25 protein-coding genes are annotated in these 22,295 nt (G+C 57.9%); 17 read left to right on the top strand and 8 right to left on the bottom strand.

The genetic code is table 11. From position 1 onward, the window contains the following. The first annotated feature begins 211 nt into the window (after positions 1-211). Positions 212-652 (top strand): carboxymuconolactone decarboxylase family protein, encoded by a 441-nt coding sequence (locus IAI51_RS11510; RefSeq protein WP_187678598.1) that lies wholly within the window; start codon positions 212-214, stop codon positions 650-652. A gap of 129 nt (positions 653-781) precedes the next feature. On the opposite strand, the gene IAI51_RS11505 is transcribed toward IAI51_RS11510, so the two are convergent. Next, positions 782-1,096 carry a hypothetical protein gene (locus IAI51_RS11505; protein ID WP_187678597.1) on the bottom strand — a complete coding sequence of 105 codons (315 nt, stop codon included), beginning with the start codon at positions 1,094-1,096 and terminating at the stop codon, positions 782-784. A gap of 207 nt (positions 1,097-1,303) precedes the next feature. Between IAI51_RS11505 and IAI51_RS11500 the strand changes: the two genes are divergently transcribed. From IAI51_RS11500 to IAI51_RS11490, 3 genes are read left to right on the top strand one after another with little or no spacing between them, the layout of a single operon-like run. Beyond that, positions 1,304-1,969 (top strand): secretin and TonB N-terminal domain-containing protein, encoded by a 666-nt coding sequence (locus tag IAI51_RS11500; protein ID WP_410458000.1) that lies wholly within the window; start codon positions 1,304-1,306, stop codon positions 1,967-1,969. Next, entirely contained in the window at positions 1,966-2,517 is a 552-nt protein-coding gene (locus tag IAI51_RS11495; RefSeq protein WP_187678595.1) for an RNA polymerase sigma factor, read from the top strand. The genes IAI51_RS11500 and IAI51_RS11495 overlap by 4 nt, the downstream gene beginning before the upstream one ends. 32 nt (positions 2,518-2,549) lie before the next feature. Then, positions 2,550-3,488 carry a FecR family protein gene (locus IAI51_RS11490; protein ID WP_187678594.1) on the top strand — a complete coding sequence of 313 codons (939 nt, stop codon included), beginning with the start codon at positions 2,550-2,552 and terminating at the stop codon, positions 3,486-3,488. Positions 3,489-3,989: 501 nt separating this feature from the next. On the opposite strand, the gene IAI51_RS11485 is transcribed toward IAI51_RS11490, so the two are convergent. Together IAI51_RS11485 and gspH are read right to left on the bottom strand one after the other, a co-directional pair. Further along, positions 3,990-4,598 (bottom strand): prepilin-type N-terminal cleavage/methylation domain-containing protein, encoded by a 609-nt coding sequence (locus IAI51_RS11485; protein WP_187678593.1) that lies wholly within the window; start codon positions 4,596-4,598, stop codon positions 3,990-3,992. Further along, a complete protein-coding gene (gene gspH / locus IAI51_RS11480) occupies positions 4,595-5,041 on the bottom strand; it encodes a type II secretion system minor pseudopilin GspH (RefSeq protein ID WP_187678592.1) in 447 nt (148 codons plus the stop codon). Before gspH ends, IAI51_RS11485 begins: the two co-directional genes overlap by 4 nt. 120 nt (positions 5,042-5,161) lie before the next feature. Between gspH and IAI51_RS11475 the strand changes: the two genes are divergently transcribed. From IAI51_RS11475 to IAI51_RS27935, 3 genes are all read left to right on the top strand, one after another. After that, positions 5,162-5,599, top strand: coding sequence for a type II secretion system protein N (locus IAI51_RS11475; RefSeq protein ID WP_187678591.1), 438 nt, complete (start codon positions 5,162-5,164; stop codon positions 5,597-5,599). A gap of 232 nt (positions 5,600-5,831) precedes the next feature. Further along, on the top strand, positions 5,832-6,533 hold the full coding sequence (locus IAI51_RS11470; protein ID WP_187678590.1) for a toll/interleukin-1 receptor domain-containing protein: 702 nt from the start codon (positions 5,832-5,834) through the stop codon (positions 6,531-6,533). Between the two features lie 62 nt (positions 6,534-6,595). Next, complete coding sequence (locus tag IAI51_RS27935) at positions 6,596-6,727, top strand: hypothetical protein (protein ID WP_262137213.1); 132 nt, start codon at positions 6,596-6,598, stop codon at positions 6,725-6,727. A gap of 90 nt (positions 6,728-6,817) precedes the next feature. Here IAI51_RS27935 and IAI51_RS28240 read toward each other — a convergent pair whose 3' ends face one another. The 3 genes from IAI51_RS28240 to IAI51_RS11455 form a co-directional block, all read right to left on the bottom strand. Further along, positions 6,818-7,540, bottom strand: a complete 723-nt coding sequence (locus IAI51_RS28240; RefSeq protein WP_187678589.1) for an HNH endonuclease — start codon at positions 7,538-7,540, stop codon at positions 6,818-6,820. Between the two features lie 140 nt (positions 7,541-7,680). Next, complete coding sequence (locus IAI51_RS11460) at positions 7,681-8,340, bottom strand: hypothetical protein (RefSeq protein ID WP_187678588.1); 660 nt, start codon at positions 8,338-8,340, stop codon at positions 7,681-7,683. Then, positions 8,333-9,574, bottom strand: a complete 1,242-nt coding sequence (locus IAI51_RS11455; protein ID WP_187678587.1) for an AAA family ATPase — start codon at positions 9,572-9,574, stop codon at positions 8,333-8,335. Before IAI51_RS11455 ends, IAI51_RS11460 begins: the two co-directional genes overlap by 8 nt. Before the next feature lie 722 nt (positions 9,575-10,296). Here IAI51_RS11455 and IAI51_RS11450 point away from each other — a divergent pair. Then, a complete protein-coding gene (locus IAI51_RS11450) occupies positions 10,297-10,656 on the top strand; it encodes a DUF6124 family protein (protein WP_187678586.1) in 360 nt (119 codons plus the stop codon). A gap of 157 nt (positions 10,657-10,813) precedes the next feature. Here the strand turns inward: IAI51_RS11450 and IAI51_RS11445 are convergent, their stop codons facing one another. After that, positions 10,814-11,203 (bottom strand): hypothetical protein, encoded by a 390-nt coding sequence (locus tag IAI51_RS11445; RefSeq protein ID WP_187678585.1) that lies wholly within the window; start codon positions 11,201-11,203, stop codon positions 10,814-10,816. A 301-nt stretch (positions 11,204-11,504) separates the two neighbouring features. On the opposite strand from IAI51_RS11445, the gene IAI51_RS11440 reads away from it, so the two are divergent. Together IAI51_RS11440 and IAI51_RS11435 are read left to right on the top strand one after the other, a co-directional pair. Beyond that, positions 11,505-12,221 carry a hypothetical protein gene (locus IAI51_RS11440; protein WP_187678584.1) on the top strand — a complete coding sequence of 239 codons (717 nt, stop codon included), beginning with the start codon at positions 11,505-11,507 and terminating at the stop codon, positions 12,219-12,221. Positions 12,222-12,647: 426 nt separating this feature from the next. Further along, positions 12,648-13,007, top strand: a complete 360-nt coding sequence (locus IAI51_RS11435) for a DUF6124 family protein (protein ID WP_187678583.1) — start codon at positions 12,648-12,650, stop codon at positions 13,005-13,007. A 282-nt stretch (positions 13,008-13,289) separates the two neighbouring features. Here the strand turns inward: IAI51_RS11435 and gspI are convergent, their stop codons facing one another. Further along, positions 13,290-13,664, bottom strand: coding sequence for a type II secretion system minor pseudopilin GspI (gspI, locus tag IAI51_RS11430; RefSeq protein WP_187678582.1), 375 nt, complete (start codon positions 13,662-13,664; stop codon positions 13,290-13,292). A 148-nt stretch (positions 13,665-13,812) separates the two neighbouring features. On the opposite strand from gspI, the gene gspG reads away from it, so the two are divergent. The 7 genes from gspG (at position 13,813) to gspF (ending at position 22,111) form a co-directional block, all read left to right on the top strand. Further along, on the top strand, positions 13,813-14,271 hold the full coding sequence (gene gspG, locus IAI51_RS11425; RefSeq protein WP_187678581.1) for a type II secretion system major pseudopilin GspG: 459 nt from the start codon (positions 13,813-13,815) through the stop codon (positions 14,269-14,271). 8 nt (positions 14,272-14,279) lie between these two features. Further along, a complete protein-coding gene (gspK, locus tag IAI51_RS11420) occupies positions 14,280-15,236 on the top strand; it encodes a type II secretion system minor pseudopilin GspK (RefSeq protein WP_187678580.1) in 957 nt (318 codons plus the stop codon). Continuing rightward, entirely contained in the window at positions 15,233-16,411 is a 1,179-nt protein-coding gene (gspL, locus tag IAI51_RS11415) for a type II secretion system protein GspL (RefSeq protein WP_187678579.1), read from the top strand. The genes gspK and gspL overlap by 4 nt, the downstream gene beginning before the upstream one ends. After that, a complete protein-coding gene (gene gspM / locus IAI51_RS11410; RefSeq protein WP_187678578.1) occupies positions 16,404-16,952 on the top strand; it encodes a type II secretion system protein GspM in 549 nt (182 codons plus the stop codon). The genes gspL and gspM overlap by 8 nt, the downstream gene beginning before the upstream one ends. Beyond that, positions 16,949-19,312, top strand: coding sequence for a type II secretion system secretin GspD (gene gspD / locus IAI51_RS11405; protein WP_187678577.1), 2,364 nt, complete (start codon positions 16,949-16,951; stop codon positions 19,310-19,312). The genes gspM and gspD overlap by 4 nt, the downstream gene beginning before the upstream one ends. 181 nt (positions 19,313-19,493) lie before the next feature. Beyond that, a complete protein-coding gene (gspE, locus tag IAI51_RS11400) occupies positions 19,494-20,900 on the top strand; it encodes a type II secretion system ATPase GspE (RefSeq protein ID WP_187678576.1) in 1,407 nt (468 codons plus the stop codon). Beyond that, positions 20,900-22,111, top strand: a complete 1,212-nt coding sequence (gene gspF, locus IAI51_RS11395) for a type II secretion system inner membrane protein GspF (RefSeq protein WP_187678575.1) — start codon at positions 20,900-20,902, stop codon at positions 22,109-22,111. The genes gspE and gspF overlap by 1 nt, the downstream gene beginning before the upstream one ends. Positions 22,112-22,295 lie beyond the last annotated feature (184 nt).

Genomic DNA, 22,295 nt, shown 5'->3' with positions numbered 1-22,295 from the left:
CCACGCTCCGCGTGGTAACGCCTCCCGTGACGCTCTGCGTCACAGTGGACGCGGAGCGTCCATGGCTGCATTCCCACGCAGAGCGTGGGAACGATCAGATGTGCGTAAAGGCAGGGTTCAGTGGTGTGCCGGTTTTCCGTGCAATTGGGGCTGTAATGCGTCGCTGTCGGCGTTTACGGTGAAGTCATTATTCCGTCTACCGAGAACAGCCATGCCCCCGCGCCTGGATTACTACAACGCTTCGCCCAAGGCGATGAAAGCCATGATTGCCATGGAGGCGCTGACCAGCAACCTGAGCATCGAGCAGCCGCTGCTGCAACTGATCAGGATCCGCGCCTCGCAACTCAACGGCTGCGCGTTCTGCACCGACATGCATTCGGTGGACGCGCGGCGGGCCGGGGAGAGTGACCGGCGCTTGTATGCGATTGCGGTGTGGCGCGACAGCAACTTCTTCAATCCCCGCGAACGTGCGGCGCTGGGGTGGGCCGAGGCGGTAACGCTGCTCGCCGAAAGTCATGTGCCGGATGATGTTTATCAGCAGGCACGCGAGCAATTCAGCGAAGGGGAAATGGTCGACCTGACGATGGCCGTGACCACAATCAACAGCTGGAATCGCCTGGCCGTGAGCTTTCGCCAAACCCCAAGCGACTGAGCCCCCCATGATCGTTCCCACGCTCTGCGTGGGAATGCAGCCCGGGACGCTCCGCGTCCCCTCCAGAGCCGAACGCGGAGCGTCCGTTGAGGCATTCCCACGCGGAGCGTGGGAACGATCGGTGGGGTGTCATTGCGGTGGGCGCTGCGGTTTCACCGACGTGCCAAAGGTGTTGCCCATCCGCGTGCTGGTCGCGGCCGGTGTCGCTAGGCCAACCTGATTCGGCGGTCGCTTGTTCACCGGCACGTTCAGCGCCTCTTGATTCTTTTCCGCCGCTGCCGCGCCTTCAGGGTTGTTGCCCATCTGCTGGCTCAGGCAATCGTAATTCGGCGCCTTGTAGCCGCCGACCGTCACTTCCACGCAGCCCAGCGGTTGCTCGGCGTGGGCGCTGACGAAGGCGCTCAGCAACAGCCCGCCAAGGGCGATTTTCCACAGTGATTTCATGCAGGCCTCCTGGCCGGCCCGAAGGGGCCGCGCTATGCAAGAAGTCTAGTGCACGCCGTGCGCAAATCCCGTGATGGTTTTTTTGCAGTGGCCGTCACACCAGATTCATAAACAGCCCTCAGGATGACGATTTTCAGGGATACGTCAGCCGTGCAGCGAGGCAGTTCCAGGGACGGTCTTCAGCGTTCAACGACTCTTGTGCGCCGGCTGGGTCTGGGGGTGCTGCTTGCCTGGCTGACGGGCACTGCGACAGCGGACCCGGTGCCGGCAGACATGCGCATGACGCTGCACATTCCTGCACAGGATCTGGCCCGGGCGCTCGATCAGTACAGCCACGCCACCGGTGTGGCGGTGTTGGTCGACAGTCAGTTGAGTCGCGGTAGACGCTCCTTGGCGGTGGATGGCGAATACACCGCCGCCGACGCGCTGCGCCGCCTGCTCGGTGGCAGTGGTTTGATGGCGCGCTATGCCCGTGGTGATGCGTTCACTTTGCAAGTGGCGCAGGTCGAAGACGTGCCAGCGCCGCCGCAAAAACAGTCGCCCGAAAGCGTGGCCGTCAGTCGCAGTTATGCCACGGCAGTGCAAGCGGCGATCGAGCGCAACCTGTGCCGGTCGCCGCTGACCCGTCCGGGCGGTTATCGCGCGGTGTTGCAGGTCTGGGTCGGGCGCGATGGCCTGGTGCAACACAACCGGTTGGTCACTTCGACCGGCGATGTACGGCGCGATACCGCGCTGGTGGAAAGCTTTCGCAATCTCAGGATCGACCGGCCTACGCCCAGTGCCTTGCGTCAGCCGGTCACGTTGCTGTTGTTACCGGAGTCGTCAGGAAAACGCATGGAATGCACCACATGGGAAGGAGTTTCCGGGGGATGAAAGACACCGGACAAGGTTCGCTGGTCCAATTGTTCCTGACGTCCTACGAGGACTTTCGGGTGCGCCTGCGTCGGCGTCTGGGCTCGGAGGATCTGGCCAACGACGTGCTGCACGAAACCTACCTGCGCGTTGATCGCATGGAGACGCCGGCCAATATCGCCCGGCCCAACGCCTACCTCTATCGCATGGCCCTGAACATCGCCGCCGACCGGCGCCAGGCCGATGCACGCCTGCTTACCGGCACCGAGGTCGAAGAGCTGCTGCAAATCGGTGACGAGGCGCTCGACCCGGCGCGGGTGGTGGGTGGGCAAAAGGAAATCCAGTCGCTGCTCAAGGCGCTATACGAACTGCCGGCGCGGCGTCGGCGGATTTTTATCGCGGCGCGTCTGGAAGAGGCGCCGCACCTGGAAATCTCCCAGCGCTTTGGCATTTCCACGCGCATGGTCGAGAAGGAAATCAAGGCTGCCTTGGGCCATTGCGCCGCCAAACTTGAAAGAAAAGTGTTTCAGCGGTTCGGTCGCGGGGCCGGAAAACCGTCTTCAGAGTAGTGCCCGATTAATCCGTTGAGAATCTGCGCGTCTTGAACATCTTTCGACTGACACCTGCCGAGCCTTCGGCCGCCGAGCGCCTGCAAAGCGAAGCCCGCGACTGGCTGATCCTGCTGACCTCGGGCCGCGCCACCGTCGCCGACGCCCGGGCGTTACGCCAGTGGTGCGCGCAGAGTCCTGAACACGCGAGCGCATTCGAAGAGACCAAAGCTCTGTGGCATTTGCTGCAACCGGCGGCAGAGGGTTTGCAGGCGCCGCGTGGGTTTGGGCGGCGGGCGTTTCTGGGTGGTGCCATTGCGGCGTCGGCGGCGTTCTTTTTGGTGCGCGGGACGATCCCCGGGGGCTTCGGCGGGTTGGGTGCCGATTTCATCACCGAGGTCGGGCAGCAGCGGCGTTTTGAACCGGCGGAGGGTGTGAGCCTGGAGTTGAACACGCAGACCCGAATCAATCAGCGCTCGGTCGATGACGGTGTGCAGGGTTTTGAATTGGTCAGTGGTGAAGTTGAGGTGCAGACCGCGCGGTTGCCGTTGGCGATGCAGGCCGGGGGCGGGTGGTTGCGGGCGAGTCAGGCGCGGTTCAATTTGCGTAATACCGATCAGCAGGTCTGTGTGACTTGCCTTGATGGTGCGGTGGAAGTGGATGTTGAAGGGCGCCGTTTGCGTCTGGAGCCGGGGCAGCAGGTGACTTATGACGCGCGGCAGGTTGGCATTGTGCAGAGCGTTGACACGGCGGCGGTGATGAATTGGCGGCAGCAGGTGTTGGTGTTTAATGGGGCGACGTTGAGTCAGATGATTGACGAGATTAATCGCTACCGCCCCGGCATGTTGCTGCTGCTCAACCGCGAACTCGGCCAACGCCGGGTGCAGGCACGCTTCAGTCTTGATCAACTCGCGGGTGTCGCGTTGTTGATTCGGGATGCTTACGGCGTCAAATGCACCGAGTTGCCGGGTGGTGTCGTCGTCCTTAGCTAGTGGGGTGGATGGTGTACATATCCGTTGCTGCGGTAATGGCTGCTTAGGGTTCCGCCCTGACGGCGGGTCACTTTTGACAAACGCCTCAAAAGTAACCAAAAAGTCTTTGCCCTGACGTGCGGCCCTCGCTGTGGCTCGGGTTCCTTCGCTGCGGGATTGATCCGGGCGCATCGCCTCCGGTTTGCTGCGCTGCACCTCCTCTCGATGTGTTCGACTTCGTCGAACGGTCGCTTCGCTCCCACCCCCGGATCAATCCCTCCACTCAGCCTTCCGACGGGCTCTGAGATCAAGATCAAGAGCTTTACTCGAGCTAACGCTCATTGTTTTGAGTGGGGCGGCATGCGCCGCGTGCGGGGGCACTCAATCCCAATGTAGGAGCTGCCGAAGGCTGCGATCTTTTGATTTTGTTTTTCAGAAGCAAAATCAAAAGATCGTCCGAACGTGGCCCGAGCCTTCGGCAGCTCCTACAGGGGGGAAGGGGTCGGGGATATCAGGCGGGACTCATTCCAACGGCCCAATCACCTGCCGATATTTCTCCACCCCCTGCGGCGTCTGCCGAGTCAACCGAATCTCCAGCCCTTGCGGATCCTCCCGCCGATTACCACTCAACTGCCGCCATCCCTTATCCGTTTCCCAAACCCGAATCTGTGCATCGCTAACATCTTTCAACACAGCAACCCCAGCAGTAGGCGCCGGCAACGGATACCGACTCCGCGCCGCCGCCACCGCCCGATACAACGTATCGCCCTTGACCCACCACCGCACCCGCTGCAACGCCCCCGGCTGATCCGCCGCCGTGCGAATGATGTCCAGCCGAAACCCCTTGCTGTCACTGCTGCGCACAGTCAGCGCGGGCGGGGCGCTGGGCGGCTCATCATCCACACCGACTTTCTTCGGCTCGGTCAATTCAATCCCCGCGCGCATGTCCACATCCCGCTGCAACTGATTCAACGCCCGCAACAGGCTGTCACTCTGCTCACTGCTGGCCTGCAAATGACTGTCAGCCCGAGTCACGCTGTCGAGCCCACGCCAGGCAATCAAACTCACCACCGCCATCAGCAGAATCGCGACCATCACCTCAATCAGGGTGAAACCTTGTTGGTCTTTCATTGCACGCTGATCCGGCCGGCGCCATCGCGCAACACGCTCAGGCGATTGAAACCATCAGACAAGGTCAGTTGCAGCGGCGGGTTGATCCATTCGGCGTTGAGCACGACTTTCTGTTTCGGCTCCACGCGAACCTCCATCTTCGGGCTCTGCCACGGCCGTGGGCGTAGTTGCGGGTCCTGGCTGAAATGCTCGAAACCCTTGCCGCTGTCGCTGCGCCGACTGAAACGAAAACCCTTGGCATCACTGACCCAGACAATCGGCCGGCCATCAGCGCGGGCCTCGGCCTGCGCCACTTGCAGCAACTGCGCCACACGCTCGGCATCCTTGCGCAGCAATTGCAGCGGATCGGGCTTGATGCTCAGGCTGATCGCCGCACTGGCGATACCGATGATCACCAGCACCACCATCAACTCGATCAGGGTAAAGCCCCGTTGCCTGTTCATCGATTGCGCGCTCCTTTGCGTTGAGGATCATCCTGCACGGCCAACATGTAAGGCGTGTGAAATAAAACCGTGAGAATTGCCGCGTAGTCTGTGGGCAGGGACTAAAAGGAGATTCAGCCCATGATGTTCACCGCACGCTTTTCCCCACCGCAAATGGTTCAGGCCGTGGCACTGCTCGCCGCGCTGGTTGGCGTGGCGACGTGGTCGTCGCTGCTGCTGACCTCCGCCGAATCCCACACCCCGCCGGCAGCCCCGCAATTGCTCGCGGTGCGTAGTGATAGTCCGGCATTGCAGTGGTTTTCCAATCAAACGGCGCCGGTGGATATCAAGGTGAGCGGGGTGATGGCGGGGAGTCGGGGGGCGGTGGCGATACTGAGCCTGAACGATGGGCCGCCGCGTAGTTTTTTGCAGGGGGAGAAGGTTGGGCCTGGGGTGAAGTTGTTGGCGGTGGAGGGGGATGGGGTGGTGATTGAGCAGGGTGGGGAGAGGGTGCGGTTGGGGGTGGAGAGGTTGGCGGAGGGGGTGGTGTTGCCGAGGCTGATCCGGCCTGAACTGTAGGGAAGGAAAAGAATGGAGAATGAAGCCGTCAGCGAACAATCACGCTACGACAGCTAGCGGAATTCACGCTATGAGCTATTGTTTGTGCCAGCATATTGGAATCATGGTCTGAAGCGCAGGTTGATTTCGAGCTATTAAGGATGGGCTGCGGTGTTTTCAAAAGCTGATGGCTCGGTACAACCGCTGCTTAATCATTGCTTGGGTAAGCATCTACAACTGGAAGGTTTAAGACATGTCTAGATGCACAGCACCGGTACATGGTCATCGTTCGGCAAGTGCAAGAGCAGCGTGTCCCGCATGTGGCAGCGGATATAGCGGATACGGATCGCGATCGTATTCATCCTCGTCCTATTCACCATCCTATTCATCTCCGTCAAATGGCGGGAGTGGTCGCAGTAGTGGCGGTTCATCTAGCAGCCCAAAGCCGCGCTGGTCTAAACCCGGATCCTCTGTCGCCTACACCTCCGCCGAGGTAAGGACGCTCACACCGGTACGCGAAAATTTCGAGAGGCGCGCGACAGCACCTGATCTACGTGACGTCTTTCTTTGTCACGCCTGGGACGACCGGAAAGGATCTGCGAAGGAGCTGCATGATGTACTTGAGTCGCTCGGTGTTTCCGTTTGGTTCAGCGAGAAAGACGTTCTTCTAGGCTCTTCCCTACTGCGGGAAATTGATAAAGGCTTGGCAAAGTCTCGAGTGGGAATTGTGCTGGTGACTCCTGCCTTGCTTCGTCGCCTAGCAGCCGAAGGCATCGCCGACAAAGAGCTATCCGCTCTCCTCGCAAGGGATCTGCTGGTTCCGATCATTCACGACACCACCTACGAATCGCTGCGCGAAGTCAGTCCTCTACTCGGTTCGAGAAGCGGCTTGAGCACTGTTGAAGATACATTTGCCGATATCGCGGCCAAGCTAGCCGAGTTGGTCGCCCCGTAGCCTCACTGTCCATGCGTGCGGCATCACTTACAGGCACGTTATCAATCGAAGGAGTTGAACACATGAGTATTAAACCCGGCCCCAAACCGATCGCTGAATCCACCGGCAAAAAGGACCAGCGCCGTCGTGTTACTGAAGAAAACAAACCCAAACATCCTGATCTGGAAGTTCATAAACACAAAAAGGGTGAATGACCTTAAAATAATGAGAGTGGGGAGAATAATTGGAAGTAAGGGAGGGCTGATTTATTTTGCTCAGAAATAAATCAGTCCCCCTTTCGCTCATTAGCACGTAGTTCGAATAATCCGATAGCGAGGCTCCAGCAGGCTTGCCGAAGTTGGCGGTATAGCTCGCTTTTCCAACGGGACTATAGTTGTAACTCCAGGGAGATGCATGATGGAAACGAGTATCCCCTCTTGCTCCCTTATCTCAATGGAAACTTCATCTTGAATTTTCGTGTCAAATACCTCGCTTGGATTAGTGCAAAGAACAAACCACCAGTTATCGCCTCTCCCCGGTCTTCGAGCGAAAGCACGAGCCTCTTCCACCCGACTCGAGACTGCGACGTCATAAAAGTGCTTACCTAATTGCTCAAGTCCAATTTTCAGTAGCATACGAACCACTGCGAGTGGTTCTGAGACTTCGGCTATCAGATGAAACTGGGAAACCCGCCCAGTTTTAACTAGATTTTTCAGTTCGTCGTTTCGCGGTTCGAGTTGAATGATTCCGGGCGCTCCGGATGCCTCCACTTTGCCAAACATGGTATCCATCCGAACGAAGCGTCCCTTCTTCGAGGGCACTCCTTGCAGAAGGCGATAGCCGTTAAATGGGAAGCTATGCAGCGCCTTGGACTCAACTTTTTGCCCAAAGTATTGATTGCAGCGATCACAGGTAACTCCCGGTCTTCCTATCGGGGCATTTTTCCCACCTAACGACTCAGGAACAATGTGGGCTACTGACGAGCTCTCACTGCTGTGACAAAAAATGCATGAGAGGGGGAGCGGCATATTTATTTTTGATCCTAGAAATAAAAATGGGGACGGGTCTATTATTCTGAATAATAGATCTGTCCCCTTTTTTGTCGTCGGTCACAGTAATTCCATAATTCTTGTCGGCTCAAGATAGGATGGTTTGATATTGGTTATAATTAGTCCATGAAATCAACAAGTAAATCGCTGAGTTCGTTGTCATCTAAAATACACCACCGAATAAAAGCAGAATAAGGAGCAGATCCGTGGATGAGTTTTCTCATTCGCTCCAGGCTTAATGTTTTTTCATCGTCCGTTGCTACCGGGTTATAATAAGAGTTGATTTGGTCTAAAAGTAGGTTGTACTGGTCGAAAACCTTGCGGCGCAAGAAGGCTCCTGAAACTTTTTTATTTACAGTGTGGTCGCTATTGTATACCCGATCAAGGAGTCGCGTACTTAATTCAATTTTAGCTTCATCGGACATCGACACGAGCTGAACGGTTTTAGCATAAGGAGTTGTCGGCGGAATATGTTTGATCGCCCGGGATACGTCTATCGCGGTATCGCAGCAATCTATGATGTCGTCAAATTCTGCAAGCTTTATATTGTTGCACCTACTGCAAGCTAAATAGAGATTATTCCAATCAAATTTTTTGGTTTCATCTCCTTTGTGAGGGTGAAAATTCTCTACATTTATATCATGAGGCTCCTTTGTTTCGCATATATAGCACTTGTCATGAAAAATTTTGCATAGCTCAGTGTATACATCGTTTCCGTCATACTTTTGTCTTGCGGCGAGCGAAGGAGGAACTTCAGGAGATCTTAGGGTGTTAAACATTAGATTCTCCTGTCTTTTTGCTTTTACTAATGGCTAGTCGAGCTTTCTTGACAAAAAACGCTGACTCACTATCTAAATGCTGTTCATGTTCTCCAATCTCGCGGACATAGTGTTCTAGTTTGGTGATGTCCACATCTGGAGACTTCATGATTTCGCCCATTTCAATTATCATTTCTTTCATTACTTCAGATACTGGTGCTGTGTTGAATAATCCTGACAAAATTGACTCATAGGAATACATCGAGAGATCTTCGACCTGCTCCAGAGTTGATAGGTCATAAATCACAGCATCTCTGACCGATGAAACTACAAAGGGCGAATGTGTTGTAACGATAAATTGGATGTGTGGAAAGGATTTAGTCAAAAAAGATAAGATTTTACGTTGTAGAGAAACATGAAGATGTGCATCAATCTCATCGATAAGCACCACGCCGTAGATCTCGTCGATCGAACAGGAACTTAGCTGGATTTTTGTAAGCAAGGTCGCATAGATAGAGAGGATAGATGAGAATCCAGAGGAGAGTTGCTGAAGTCGAAACGGCATCTTTCCTTGCTGTCTTATGTGGAATGATTGAAGGGTATAATCAAAGTGCAGTTCTAGACTAGAGTCTTCAAATAATTCTCTGAGGTCCCTCTCAAGTTTCTCAAACCATTCCTTAATAGATTTTGCCTCCGTCGGATTATTACCTATGTTAGGAGATTCGGCAAACGCCTGGGCGGTTTTCTGACTTACTAAGTATTCCTCGAAAAGTGTCGATGCATCACCAATTGTGCGTATTTCTTGCTTGAGAGCGTCCGTACTCTTCGAGGCGTTAGGCGGTCTGATGCTCGCTTGGCGAGTAGCTTCAAATTTCAGTAACACCGCGCTTTGCTTGTGGTAATCAATAGTGAATTTCTCGAAGTCCTCAACGTTTACCGGGGGCGACTTCGCTTCTAATATTTTCTTTCGAGTGTTTTCCTTTTCTGCGGTAAAATACTGATAATTTTGGTCGGCTTCATTTATTAAGCTAAGTTGATAAGTGTATGAGTCGAAATTTTGTTCGAACTGTTGGGGTGAGGCGTTTTGCCGCTGATCAATACGCTTGAATAGATAGTCAAAAAGCCCATTAATGAACTGTGTTTTACCGCAGCCATTCACACCTGTAATAATTAAATTTCTATTGTGGAGATTTATTGTGGCTTGCTTTTTTGAGCTTGGTATTACCGTGTTTATTAGACAAACATTATTAGGCATACGCTTTCCATCTCCATATGAACAAATGTGCAGCTTCGTCTACTTTCGCAGTGTGCCACGCAGGCTAGATGCTCATGATAGTAAATTTAGCGAAAAAGGTGCGAAAAAAGGACGGATTTATTTTTCACTGAATCCCGCTACGAATCGGAGATGTTTGGGGGCATCTGGCTCAGTTTCGAATTCGCAAGCAACAAACGGGATCCGGCTATCTACAACTTCGATGATCGCAGCAAATGACGGAAGAACCCATTCGGCCGAACTTCTGCGCTAAATAAATCCGTCCCCATTACTGTAAATATTAACGAGTCGAAAAGGGAGGGCGAAGGGACGGATCTATCTAGGTCGACGTGACGCAATGAGGCATCGATAAACGCCAACGTTTAAAAAGACATCTCCAGACACTCTCTCAGGCTACACATCCTTGCGCCTTTGCCTACAGCTACGCCAGAATCCGCCGGCTTGTGCGCTTTTGGGTTGGATTCTATTGTGGTCCGGTCGCTGACGAATCAGCGATCGGGTTTGGTAGCCCGGCTTAGACTTGGCGCAGAGCGTCACCCGATACAGGCCTTTTTGGGGCTGTGTATTTATGGTGGCCATGCGCAGGGCGTCTTCGGGCGCGCCGGTTCTCCAAGTCACCGGTCTACCAACCTTCGTATGGCCACCACCCCTTCGTTTGGTAGCGAAAGATGATGGCTCCTTTTCTATGATTTGGAGATTCACTCATGATCAAACCAACACCCAACCCGCCCGAAACCGACTCGGTTTCCCCCTACGAATCCCTCGACTCAAAAAAACTCCACGAAGCCGCCGATCGCGCGCTCGACCATTACCTCTGTCCGCCTGGTTCTACGCCGCTGCCACGTAAAACCCGTGGGATGTATGCCGTGACGGCGGACAACAAAAATGAAGAACTGCTGATCGATGCCAGTGAAACACTCGCTTCGGCCAAAACCATTGCCCATAACGTCGCCAGCCTGTTGCCGGTGTCGCAGCGGCAGGCGTTGTTGGGGATTGCGCAGTTGATCATGCTGGGTGAGTTGGCGGTGAATCGGGCGTTGGATAATTTGCAAGTGCCGGGGTGATGCGGAGTAGGGCTGGCAGCGATGGCAGATACGCTGTTTCTGCTGCCTGATAATCCGCTATCGCCAGCAGGCTGGCTCCCACAGGGTTTTGTGTTGGTCACGGACATTGTGTTCGTCGCTGAAACCTGTGGGAGCGGGTCGGTTAAGTTTTACGTGGTTATTGAGGCGCTTCAGGACACTCGCGGGTCCATCGAGTCACCGTCATGTCATTGAACTGCTCACCGATGGTATCGACCCGCAGGCAAGCGCCTTTCTTCGAGTAGTACAAGATGCAGCGCGAGCTATCAAACGAGCAGGTATCCAGTTCGAAGAACTTGCGTGCAGCCAGCTCCTTCTCCACGCCACTGTATTCATAACCGTCGGTGGTGTGCATCCGCGTCGGCTTCCATCCTTGCTTGACGAGCTTCGACTTGGCCGCAGCCAAACGCTCACCGACGACTATGTCGGCTGGCCCACGCTTGTCGTTCGGCGCCTGTGAGCCATCGGCAAACGCTGCGCTGATACCCATGCAATAAAGTGCGACAAGTACGAGGGTTGAAGCCTTCATTTGACAGTTCCTTCAGTCGATTTCTAACTCGACAAAAACTCCGGATACCCGGCGGAAGATTGCGGGGGATTGTGATTGTTCTTTCCTGGCCTTCGGCAAGCGCCGCCCACCTTATCGCTGCTTTCGGCATCGCGCCCGGAGAAATTAGGGACTACTCATTTTCTGAAAGAATAAATCCGTCCCCAAGAGCATACCTAGGGCACGCAGACCAACTACTCAAATCGGCCGAATAAGTTGAATTGTCGCTGATACACTAATTTCCAACGTATGCCTGTTAGCCGTCAATTAGCCAGGAGGTGAGATGGAAATCAAAGAGTTTTGCGTCGCTCATGGATTTGACATGAGCAAAAGTGGAGTGGCGTTGGGCGGTGGTGATTTTGGTATGACGGATCTGAAAATTTCACCAATAGAATTTTTGACCTTGGCAGAAGAGGATTTTGAGCGGGGGGGATTGGCAGCGCTTGTCAACGCAACGACTAATGTGAAACGAGCCATTGTCGGTGAGCTTGATCAGCTGCTGATCTCTTTTGGCTATCCATCACTTAGATGGAACGTGCCGAAGAAGATCGAGCGAGTGAGGGCGCTTGGGTTATTGGCGCCAAGTCTGTTGCGTAAAGTTGTCGATATGCGAAATTTTCTTGAGCACGAGTACGCCACGCCTGAGCTCAAAAGCGTTGAGGAGGCGTTAGATATCGCGAGTCTATTTGTGATGTCCGCTTCAGCGATGTTCATTCCGTTCGATGATGTCTTGGAGTTTTCACGACCTGAGCCCCCAGAGACGGATAGCTCTGTCACACATCTCACGGCGGGGTTGAGTCGTGAGGAGTCAGGCAGGGTTTTTTACACTGTTTACGCGTATGAACCTGGCGAGTACGCCGGTAAATGTGTTGGTCAATGCCAGATTCAATCAGGGCATGTCTTGTTTGAAGCAATGGTGAAGCTTTCCGCATCGCTGATGCTTCGATACAAAGTGGACCGAGCACTCAATGATTTTGAAGCCGCCTATGCTCAGCTATGAGTGCTCGAAGGTTGGTACTGCGGGTAATGGGACGGATCTAGTTGAGGGGGGAGGTGGCGCATTAGGTCTCGATAAACACCAACGTTTAAAAAGACATCTCCAGACACTCTCTCAGGCTACATATCCTTGCGCCTTTGCCTACAGCTACGCCAGAATCCGCCGGCTTGTGCGCCTTGGGGGCGGGTTCTATTGTGGTGCGGTCGCTGACGAATCAGCGATCGGATTTGACCGTCCGCCCAATATCAAGGCGCGCCAGCGTTCTGCACGTGTTCAGGCATTGTCTGAAATCATGTCGCGGTGGCTGTGCGTGGGACACCTTCGGGTGTGCCGGATTCCTTGATGTCCGGTCGGTCAACCCGCGTACAGCTGCCACCCTGTTTGTTTGACCGCGAACGGTGGCGGCTCCAGTCATCAAGGAGTTTCACCATGATCAAACCAACACCCAACCCGCCCGAAACCGACTCGGTTTCCCCCTACGAATCCCTCGATTCCAAAAAACTCCACGAAGCCGCAGACCGCGCGCTCGACCATTACCTTTGTCCGCCCGGTTCCACGCCGCCGCCACGTAAAAGCCGTGGGATGTATGCGGTGACGGCGGACCACAAGAATGAAGAACTGCTGATCGATGCCAGTGAAACACTCGCTTCGGCCCAAACCATCGCGCAGAACGTCGCCAGCCTGTTACCGGCGTCGCAGCGTCGGGCGTTGTTGGGGATTGCGCAGTTGATCATGTTGGGCGAACTGGCGGTGAATCGGGCCTTGGATAATTTGCAATTGCCGGGGTGATGCGGGTGTCGGGATCACTTGGTGACTAATCGGGTGTTCATTCTGGCGCCTTCGCGAGCAGGCTCGCTCCCACAGGGTTTTGTGTTGATCGCAGATGTCGTGTACGACGCTGAAACTTGTGGGGGCTGGCCTGCCAGCGATGGCGATGGCGCTGGCACATGCGCTGTTTCTGCTGCCTGAGATATCTTTGTAGGAGCTGCCGCAGGCTCGGGCCGCGATTGGACGATCTTTTGATTTTGATCCTGAAAAACAAGATCAAAAGATCGCAGCCTGCGGCAGCTCCTACAGGGGGCGGGTGAGTAGGGTTTCGAGTTTTGCCAGTGGCGGCGCATCCTGACTCCGGTCAAACACCTGCACGCCAACCTTGAGCAACCGCCCATTCTCCGCCGCCCCAATCACTTGCTCGCAGCGCAGCAATAGTCGGCCCTGATCACACTCCACCGCTTTCATCCCCATCGGCAATCGCCCCTCCAGCCGCAACTCCGCCATGCGGCTTTGCCCCGCAATCAGCGCAATCGAGCGATCCCGCAACACCCCGTTGCTCTGCGTCATCAACCCCGCCACGCGCACGGCCGCCGACATCGCCACGGCAATAATCGCCAGTGCCACCAGCACTTCAATCAGGGTGAAACCCGCTTCTCGCGAACGCGCACGCATAAATGGCCCAAAACCAAAGCACAGCCCTCGACGCTAACCCCCGTCCTTGACGGCTTGACGACGAAAACTCCCGAGGATTTTCAACATCCCTGACATATCTTCTTGCAACACTGCGCGTCGAATCGAATCAAGCCAAAGGAATGTCGAGATGGATATCGCACCGTGCAAACCGCCTGAGCAGTCGCCCCGCAAGCCCCGTGGGCAGCAGGGTTTTACCCTGATCGAGATCATGGTGGTGGTGGTGATTTTGGGGATTCTGGCGGCGATGGTGGTGCCCAAGGTGCTCGACCGGCCGGATCAGGCGCGAGCGACGGCGGCGAAGCAGGACATTGGCGGTTTGATGCAGGCCTTGAAGCTGTATCGCCTCGACCACGGCACTTACCCGAGCATGAATCAGGGCTTGAAGGTGCTGGTGGAGCGGCCGGCGGATGCGAAGAACAGCAACTGGCGTTCGTACCTGGAGCGTCTGCCGAATGATCCGTGGGGCCGTCCTTATCAGTACCTCAATCCGGGTGCCAACGGCGAGATCGACATTTTCTCGCTCGGCGCCGACGGTCAGCCGGACGGCGACGGCGTCAATGCCGATATCGGTTCCTGGCAGCTGTAAGGCCGGCCATGAACAGACGTTCGCCTGATGGGGCGAAGCAGCAAGGCATGGCGATTATCAGCGCGTTGCTGATTGCCGCCGTGGTGGCGGTGATTGCGGCGGGTATGTTGACGCGCCAGAGCGTTTCCACCCGTGCGCTGGAGGCCGATCAACAGCGTGTGCAGGGGCGTTGGGTGGTGCAGGGCGGGTTGGAGATCAGCCGTCAGTTGCTGTGGGACGCACGCCAGCGCGATCCGCTGACCCGGCTCGATCAGCCGTGGGCGCAGCGCTTGGTGGCGCAGGGTTTCGAGGGGCGGCTGGAGGACGAGCAGGGCAAGTTTAACCTGCGCAATCTGGTGGCCAACGAGCGTGTCGATGAGTCGCAGGTGCAGGCGTTTCAGCGTTTGTGCGAGTTGATCGGGGTCAGCGCCGGTTTGAGTCAGCGAATCAGTCAGCGGGTGATCGAGTCGTACCCGCGACTGTTGAATCCGCAGATGGCCGAGAACAACAACGGCTTCGACAGCGGTCGGGCCACATCGCCCAATGCCTCACGCAAACCCCAAAATCCGACGCTGCCGATGCTGCGCAGTCTCGATGATTTGCGCAGCGTCGACGGTGTGAATGACGCGGTGATCGGCAAACTGGCGCCGTACCTGACGGTGATTCCCGCGACCACCTGGGTCAACGGCAACACGGCCACCGCGCCCGTCCTGGCGGCGTATGTGCCGGGGCTGTCGCTGGAGCGCGCGCAGGCGTTGATCAATGAGCGCGACGCCGGGCGCTGGTTCATCAACCGTGGCGACGTCGTCAACCGTTTGCGCATGCCGAATCTGGAAGTCAGCAGCGTCAAGGTCGGCATAACCAGCGACTGGTTTCGCCTGCGCGGTGAAGCGCGACGCGAGCAGCGCCGGGTCAGCCTCGAGGCGTTGTTGCATCGAAGCCAGGATCGTTTGCCGCAGGTGATCTGGTCGCGGGTGGGCGTATGACTCAGTTAAGGGTTGCGCTGCCGCCATTGGCGGAACTGGACTTGGACAGCACGGTGAAATGCGCATGGCTGGATCGTCAGGGCCAGGTCAGCCGTGAAGACTGGCTGACATTGGCGCAGTTGGGGCAGATGCCGAAACAGCCGCCGTTGCTGTGTTTTTTGCACCCGGCGGACAGCCTCGTGGCGAGTATCGATTTACCGCCGCTGCCGGCCAATAAGACCGCAGCAGCGGTGCAATGCGCGGCGCAGGCGCTGATGCTCGGCAACAGCAGCGAGATGCACATCGCCCACAGTCCGCGTGATGAAGCGGGGCGGGTGCAGATTGCGTGGGCGCCGCGTCAACACTTGCTGCACCTTGCGCAGCTACTCAAGCAATCCGGCCTGAACCTGCGCGGTTTGTACCCGGCGGCCTACAGCTTGCCGGTGCTGCCGGGCCTTGTCGCGTGCGTGCAGGACGGCCATCTGTTGCTGCGCGAAAGTCTGCAATCGGCGCGGGTGCAACCGTTGTTTGATGAAGGCGTCGACAACACGCTGTGGGAGCCGGGCGTCACGCTGCACTGGATCGGTGCTGAGCCGCCACCGGGTGCCGAGCTGCCGATGAGCGAAGCCCAGCGCTGGACCGGGCCGGTACCGGGTTGGGGCCTGCACGGTGCGCTTGAACAGCAAGGCACGGAACATCGTGGTTGGGGGCGGGCGCTCGGGTTGTCAGCGTTGGCCGTGGCGGTGTGGGTGATCGGTTTGAATCTGTATGCGGCTCGCGAAGCCAGTCAGGGGCAGCAGCTCAAGACGCAAATGAGTCTACGGGTGAAGCAGGCGTTCCCCGAGTTGCCGGTGATCCTCAATCCGCTGCAGCAGGCCCGCCAGCAATTGGCGGCGCGGCAGCAAGGCGCGGTCGATGATCCGGCGCAGAACTTCAGTCGCCTGGTGTTGCAGGCGGGCACCGGCATGCCGTTCATGGCCGGTAGCGTCGAGCGTCTGGCCTATGTCGACGGGACGTTGCAACTGAGCCTGTTGAGCGATGCCCGTCGCTCCGGCAATGACAAGGATTGGCAAAGCACCCTGACCCAGGCCGGGATCAGCGTGACGGCCGATGACGATGGCTGGACCTTACGTCCGGCCGCTGAAGCCAGCACCAGTGAAAACCAAGACAACAGCAGCGAGGCAGACGATGAATAAGGCCGCGCTTGCGATGTACCGCGCCCGTTGGCAGCGCTTCAACAGTCAGTTGCAGGCGCGTTGGCAGCCGTTGGCGTTGCGTGAGAAACGCATGGTCGGCGGCATGGCAGTCGCGCTGCTCGGTTTGCTGATCTGGGTTGCGCTGATCCAGCCACCGTTGAAAAAAATCAGCTATTGGCAAACCGAAACCCCGAAGTTGCGCGCCCAGACCGAAGCGCTGGAAGTGCTGCTGCGTGACGTCAGCGTGCGCCCGAACGGGCAAAGCGTTGGCCAGTCACTGGAGCAAACCCTGCAGGCCAGTGGTCTGGCTGGGCACTATCAATTACAGGCGGCGGATGCCGGTTCATGGCAGTTGACCTTCGACGCCGCGCCAGCCGACGCAGTACTCGACTGGCTGCTGAGCCAGCCGTCGCAACTTTCTCTGCAAGTGGTCGAGGCCCGTCTGCAACGCGTGGAAAACGCTTCGACCGAAGTCACTGCCGGCACTTTGTCAGGCACCGTTCGCATGGATCAGGCGCTGGGCGCTAAGGAAGCTTCATGAAGGGGTCAGGATCCAAACCGGTACGCATGGCACTGCCGATGCTGCTGATGGCGTTGAGCGCGTGCAGCAACACCAGCACACCGCAGAATCAGCCGCCGTTGCTGGTCGACAGCGAACTCGGCCGGCCGCTGGCCAACACTCAGCGCAGCGGTGATGCGGTACTCGACCGCGAGCGGGCGCAGGCTCAAGCGCGGCCGGCGCCAAAGCAATTGCACAACATCACCGAGCGCAGCCGTGGCGGTGGCGCTGCTCGTGGAACCACATTGCCGAGCAATCCACTGGGCGAGCAACCGGTGACGCTGAATTTCGTCGATGCCGATATTCAAGCGGTGGTGCGCGCGTTGTCGCGCTCGACCGGCCAGCAGTTTCTGGTCGATCCACGGGTCAAAGGCAACATGACGCTGGTTTCAGAAGGGCAGGTGCCGGCGCGTCAGGCTTACGACATGCTGCTGTCGGCGTTGCGCATGCAGGGCTTTGCCGTGGTCGATGTCGGTGGCGTCGCCCAGGTGGTGCCGGAGGCCGACGCGAAACTGCTTGGCGGGCCGATCTATAACGCGGACAAACCGGCCGGCAATGGCATGCTGACCCGCACGTTTCGCCTGCAATACGAGAACGCGGTGAACCTGATTCCGGTGCTGCGCCCGATCGTCTCGCCGAACAACCCGATCAACGCTTACCCCGGCAACAACACCATTGTCGTCACCGATTACGCCGAGAACCTCAATCGGGTTGCGCAGTTGATCGCGGGCATCGACACCCAGAGCGCAATCGACACTGATGTGGTGCAGATCCAGAACGGCATTGCCGCTGACATCGCACCGATGGTGGCCGATTTGCTGGACGCACCGGGCAACGACCCGACGCAGAAAATCGCCGTGATTGGCGATCCGCGTTCCAACACCATCATCATCCGCGCGGGCAGCCCCGAACGTACTGAGCTGGCGCGCAATCTGATCTACAAACTCGACAACGCGCAAAGCAATCCGAGCAACTTGCATGTGGTGTATCTGCGTAACGCGCAAGCGGCAAAACTGGCGCAGGCGTTGCGCGGTTTGCTCACTGGCGAGAGCGACAGCGGCACCAGTGACAGTGCACGTTCGGTGCTCAGTGCGATGGGCAGCAACGGTAGCAATGGCGGTTCGAGCGCTCAGAGCGGCACGCAAACCAGCGGCACGACCTCGACCACCTCCAGCAATGGCAGCACTGGCGGCAGTTATGCGCAGGGCAGCAGCCCAACCGGCAGCAGCGGCACTCAGGCCAGCGAACAGAACGTCGCCTTCAGCGCAGGCGGCGTGACGATTCAAGCTGACGCGACCACCAACACCTTGCTGATTTCGGCGCCGGAGCCGCTGTATCGCAACCTGCGTGAAGTCATCGACTTGCTCGACCAGCGCCGTGCGCAAGTGGTGATCGAAAGTCTGATCGTCGAAGTCGGCGAGGACGATGCCAGCGAATTCGGTGTGCAATGGCAGACCGGCAATCTGGGTGGCAATGGCGTGATTGGTGGCGCGAATCTTGGTGGTTCCGGATTCAATCTCAGCGGTAAGACCAGCATTGATGCGCTGCCGCAGGGTTTGAACCTCGGCTACGTCAACGGTACGGTCGATATTCCCGGCATCGGCAAGATTCTTGATCTGAAAGTGTTGGCGCGAGCGCTGAAGAGCAAGGGCGGCACCAACGTGCTGTCGACGCCGAATCTGCTGACGCTGGACAACGAAGCGGCGAGTATTTTCGTCGGCCAGACCATTCCGTTTGTCAGCGGCAGCTACGTCACCGGCGGTGGCGGCACCAGCAACAACCCGTTCCAGACCGTGACCCGCGAAGAGGTGGGTTTGAAGCTCAACGTGCGTCCGCAGATTTCCGAGGGCGGCACGGTCAAGCTCGATATCTATCAGGAAGTCAGCAGCATTGACGAACGCGCCTCCGCCAGTTCGACCTCGGCGGGTATCGTCACCAACAAACGTGCGATCGACACCAGCATCCTGCTCGATGACGGCCAGATCATGGTGCTCGGCGGCTTGCTGCAGGATGGCTACAGCCAGAGCAATGACGCAGTGCCGTGGCTGTCGACCATTCCGGGCATCGGCGCGCTGTTTCGCAACGAACGGCGAGCGATCAGCAAGACCAACCTGATGGTGTTCCTGCGCCCGTACATCATTCGCGACAGCGAGGCGGGGCGCAGCATTACGCTGAATCGCTACGACTTCATGCGCCGCGCACAGGGTGGTTTGCAACCGGAACGCAGCTGGGCGATGCCCGATATGCAGGCGCCGCAGTTGCCTGCGGCGGCGCAGGGTGTGCCTGCGATGGTGCCGAGTTCTGGCCCACGCGCAACCATCAAAGCAGTGCCGATCCAATGACTCCGCTATCGCCCTTTGATTTGGAAAACGGACCTGTAGGAGCTGCCGAAGGCTGCGATCTTTTGATCTTGCTCTTCGACGGACCCAAACGGCCAAAGATCAAAAGATCGCAGCCTGCGGCAGCTCCTACAGGGGATCGTATTGCCACGGGGGAGATCATTCGCGTTGGGGAGGGCTTGAGATGAGTTCGTTGCCATACGCCTGGGCCAAGGCCCAACGCATTCTGCTGCGCGACGGGGTGCTGACGGTGTGCCCGTCGACACCGGGCTGGTCGATCAGCGAAGTGCGCCGGCAGTTCGGTGCGGCGACGGTCGAGCGCGTGCGCGATGATGAACTCGATGGCTTGCTCGCCAGCGCTTACGCCGACACCGGAAGCGCCGCGGCGGTGGTCGGCGCGGCAGAAAACGAAGTCGATCTCGACCGCCTCATGCAGGACATGCCGGAGATCACCGACCTGCTCGACACCCAGGACGGCGCGCCGGTGATCCGCATGATCAACGCCTTGCTCACCCAGGCCGCACGGGACGAGGCCAGTGACATTCACATCGAGCCGTTCGAAACCCATTCGGTGGTGCGCTACCGCGTCGACGGCACCCTGCGCGACGTGGTCTCGCCGCGCAAGGCGTTGCACGGCGCACTGGTGTCGCGGATCAAGATCATGGCGCAGCTCGATATCGCCGAAAAACGCCTGCCGCAGGATGGGCGGATCGCGTTGCGCGTGGCGGGTCGGCCGATCGATATTCGTGTCTCCACTGTGCCTACCGGTCACGGCGAGCGGGTGGTGATGCGTCTGCTCGACAAACAGGCCGGGCGTTTGCATCTGGAAACCCTCGGCATGGACGCGCAGGTGCTGGCCAAGCTCGATCACCTGATCCGCCAGCCCCACGGCATCGTGCTGGTCACCGGCCCCACGGGCAGCGGCAAGACCACCAGCCTCTACGCGGCGCTGGCGCGGCTGGATGCGAGCACCAGCAACATCCTCACCGTGGAAGACCCGGTGGAATATGACCTGCCGGGCATCAGCCAGATTCAGGTCAACGCCAAGATCGACATGACCTTTGCCCTGGCACTGCGGGCAATTCTGCGGCAAGACCCGGACATCATCATGATCGGCGAGATCCGCGATTTGGAAACCGCCCAAATCGCCGTGCAGGCCTCGTTGACTGGCCACTTGGTGCTGGCGACGCTGCACACCAACGACGCGGTGTCGGCGGTGAACCGTTTGATCGACATGGGCGTGGAGCCGTTTCTGTTGGCGTCGTCGATGCTCGGCGTGCTCGCGCAAAGACTGGTGCGCCGACTCTGCAATCAATGCAAACAGGAAGACCCGGCAGCGCCCGGTACATGGCGGCCGGTCGGCTGCGCGGCGTGCAATCACACCGGTTACAGCGGTCGCACCGGCATTCACGAATTGTTCTGCATCGACGACGACATCCGCACGCTGATTCACCAAGGGGCAGGGGAGCAGGCCTTGCGCGCGGCCGCCGCCAAGGCCGGGATGTTCAGCCTGCGCGAGGACGGTGAGCGCTGGATTCGCAGCGGCGCCACCGCGCCTGAAGAAATTCTGCGTGTGACACGGGACGCCTGATGAATCGCTATCGTTTTGAAGCCGCCGACGCGACCGGCAAGATCGAGTCCGGGCATCTGGAGGCCGAGAGTCAGACGGCCGCGTTCAGTGCCTTGCGCGGGCGCGGTTTGACAGCGTTGTCGGTACAAAAGGAAAGCAACGTCGCCCAGCATGGCGGCGGTGGATTATTCAGCGCGAAACTCTCGGACAACGATCTGGCGTGGGCCACGCGGCAACTGGCGAGCCTGCTTGGCGCCAGTCTGCCACTGGAAGCGGCGTTGAGTGCCACGGTCGAGCAGGCCGAGAAAAAGCACATCGCCCACACCCTCAGCGCCGTGCGTGCTGACGTGCGCAGCGGCATGCGACTGGCCGAATCGCTGGCCGCGCGACCACGGGATTTTCCCGAGATCTACCGGGCGTTGATCGCGGCGGGGGAAGAGTCCGGCGATCTGGCGCAGGTGATGGAGCGGTTGGCCGATTACATCGAGGAGCGCAACAATTTGCGCGGCAAGATTCTCACCGCGTTTATCTATCCGGGCGTGGTCGGGCTGGTGTCGATCGGCATTGTGATCTTCCTGCTCAGCTACGTGGTGCCGCAGGTGGTCAGTGCGTTTTCCCAGGCGCGGCAGGATTTGCCGGGGCTGACGCTGGCGATGCTCACCGCCAGTGATTTCATTCGGGCGTGGGGCTGGTTGTGTGCTGCGGTCATGGCCGGGGCGTTCTGGAGTTGGCGTTTGTATTTGCGTAATCCGGCGGCGCGCCTGAGTTGGCATCATCGGGTGCTGAAGTTGCCGCTGTTCGGGCGTTTCATATTGGGGCTGAACACCGCGCGCTTCGCCTCGACGCTCGCGATTCTCGGCGGCGCCGGGGTGCCGTTGTTACGGGCGCTGGAAGCGGCGCGGCAAACCTTGTCCAACGACCGCTTGAGCCTGAGCGTCAGCGATGCCACCGCCAAGGTGCGTGAAGGCGTGAACCTTGCGGCGGCGTTGCGGGTGGAGAATGTGTTCCCGCCGGTGTTGATTCACTTGATTGCCAGCGGCGAGAAAACCGGCTCGCTGCCACCGATGCTTGAACGCGCGGCGCAGACCTTGTCTCGCGATATTGAACGACGGGCGATGGGCATGACGGCGTTGCTTGAGCCGCTGATGATTGTGGTGATGGGCGGGGTGGTGTTGGTGATTGTGATGGCGGTGTTGTTGCCGATCATTGAGATCAATCAGTTGGTTCAGTAGTCGGGCTGATGTTTTGAGGGGGTTGCACTGGCCTCATCGCTGGCTTGCCAGCGATGGGCATTGGTATCTACACATCTCCCGATCCTGGTCTATAAAAGGACGGCATGGATATCAAATGACCGGGCTAGATGCCCGACTGACAAAACGATACGACGAGTTAGTCATGGGACACAGTAATGGACTA

The organism is Pseudomonas sp. N40(2020), assembly GCF_014472415.1.
Classification (GTDB): domain Bacteria; phylum Pseudomonadota; class Gammaproteobacteria; order Pseudomonadales; family Pseudomonadaceae; genus Aquipseudomonas.
The sequence above is the reverse complement of the archived record's forward strand: the minus strand, read 5'-3'. Positions and strand labels throughout refer to the sequence as shown.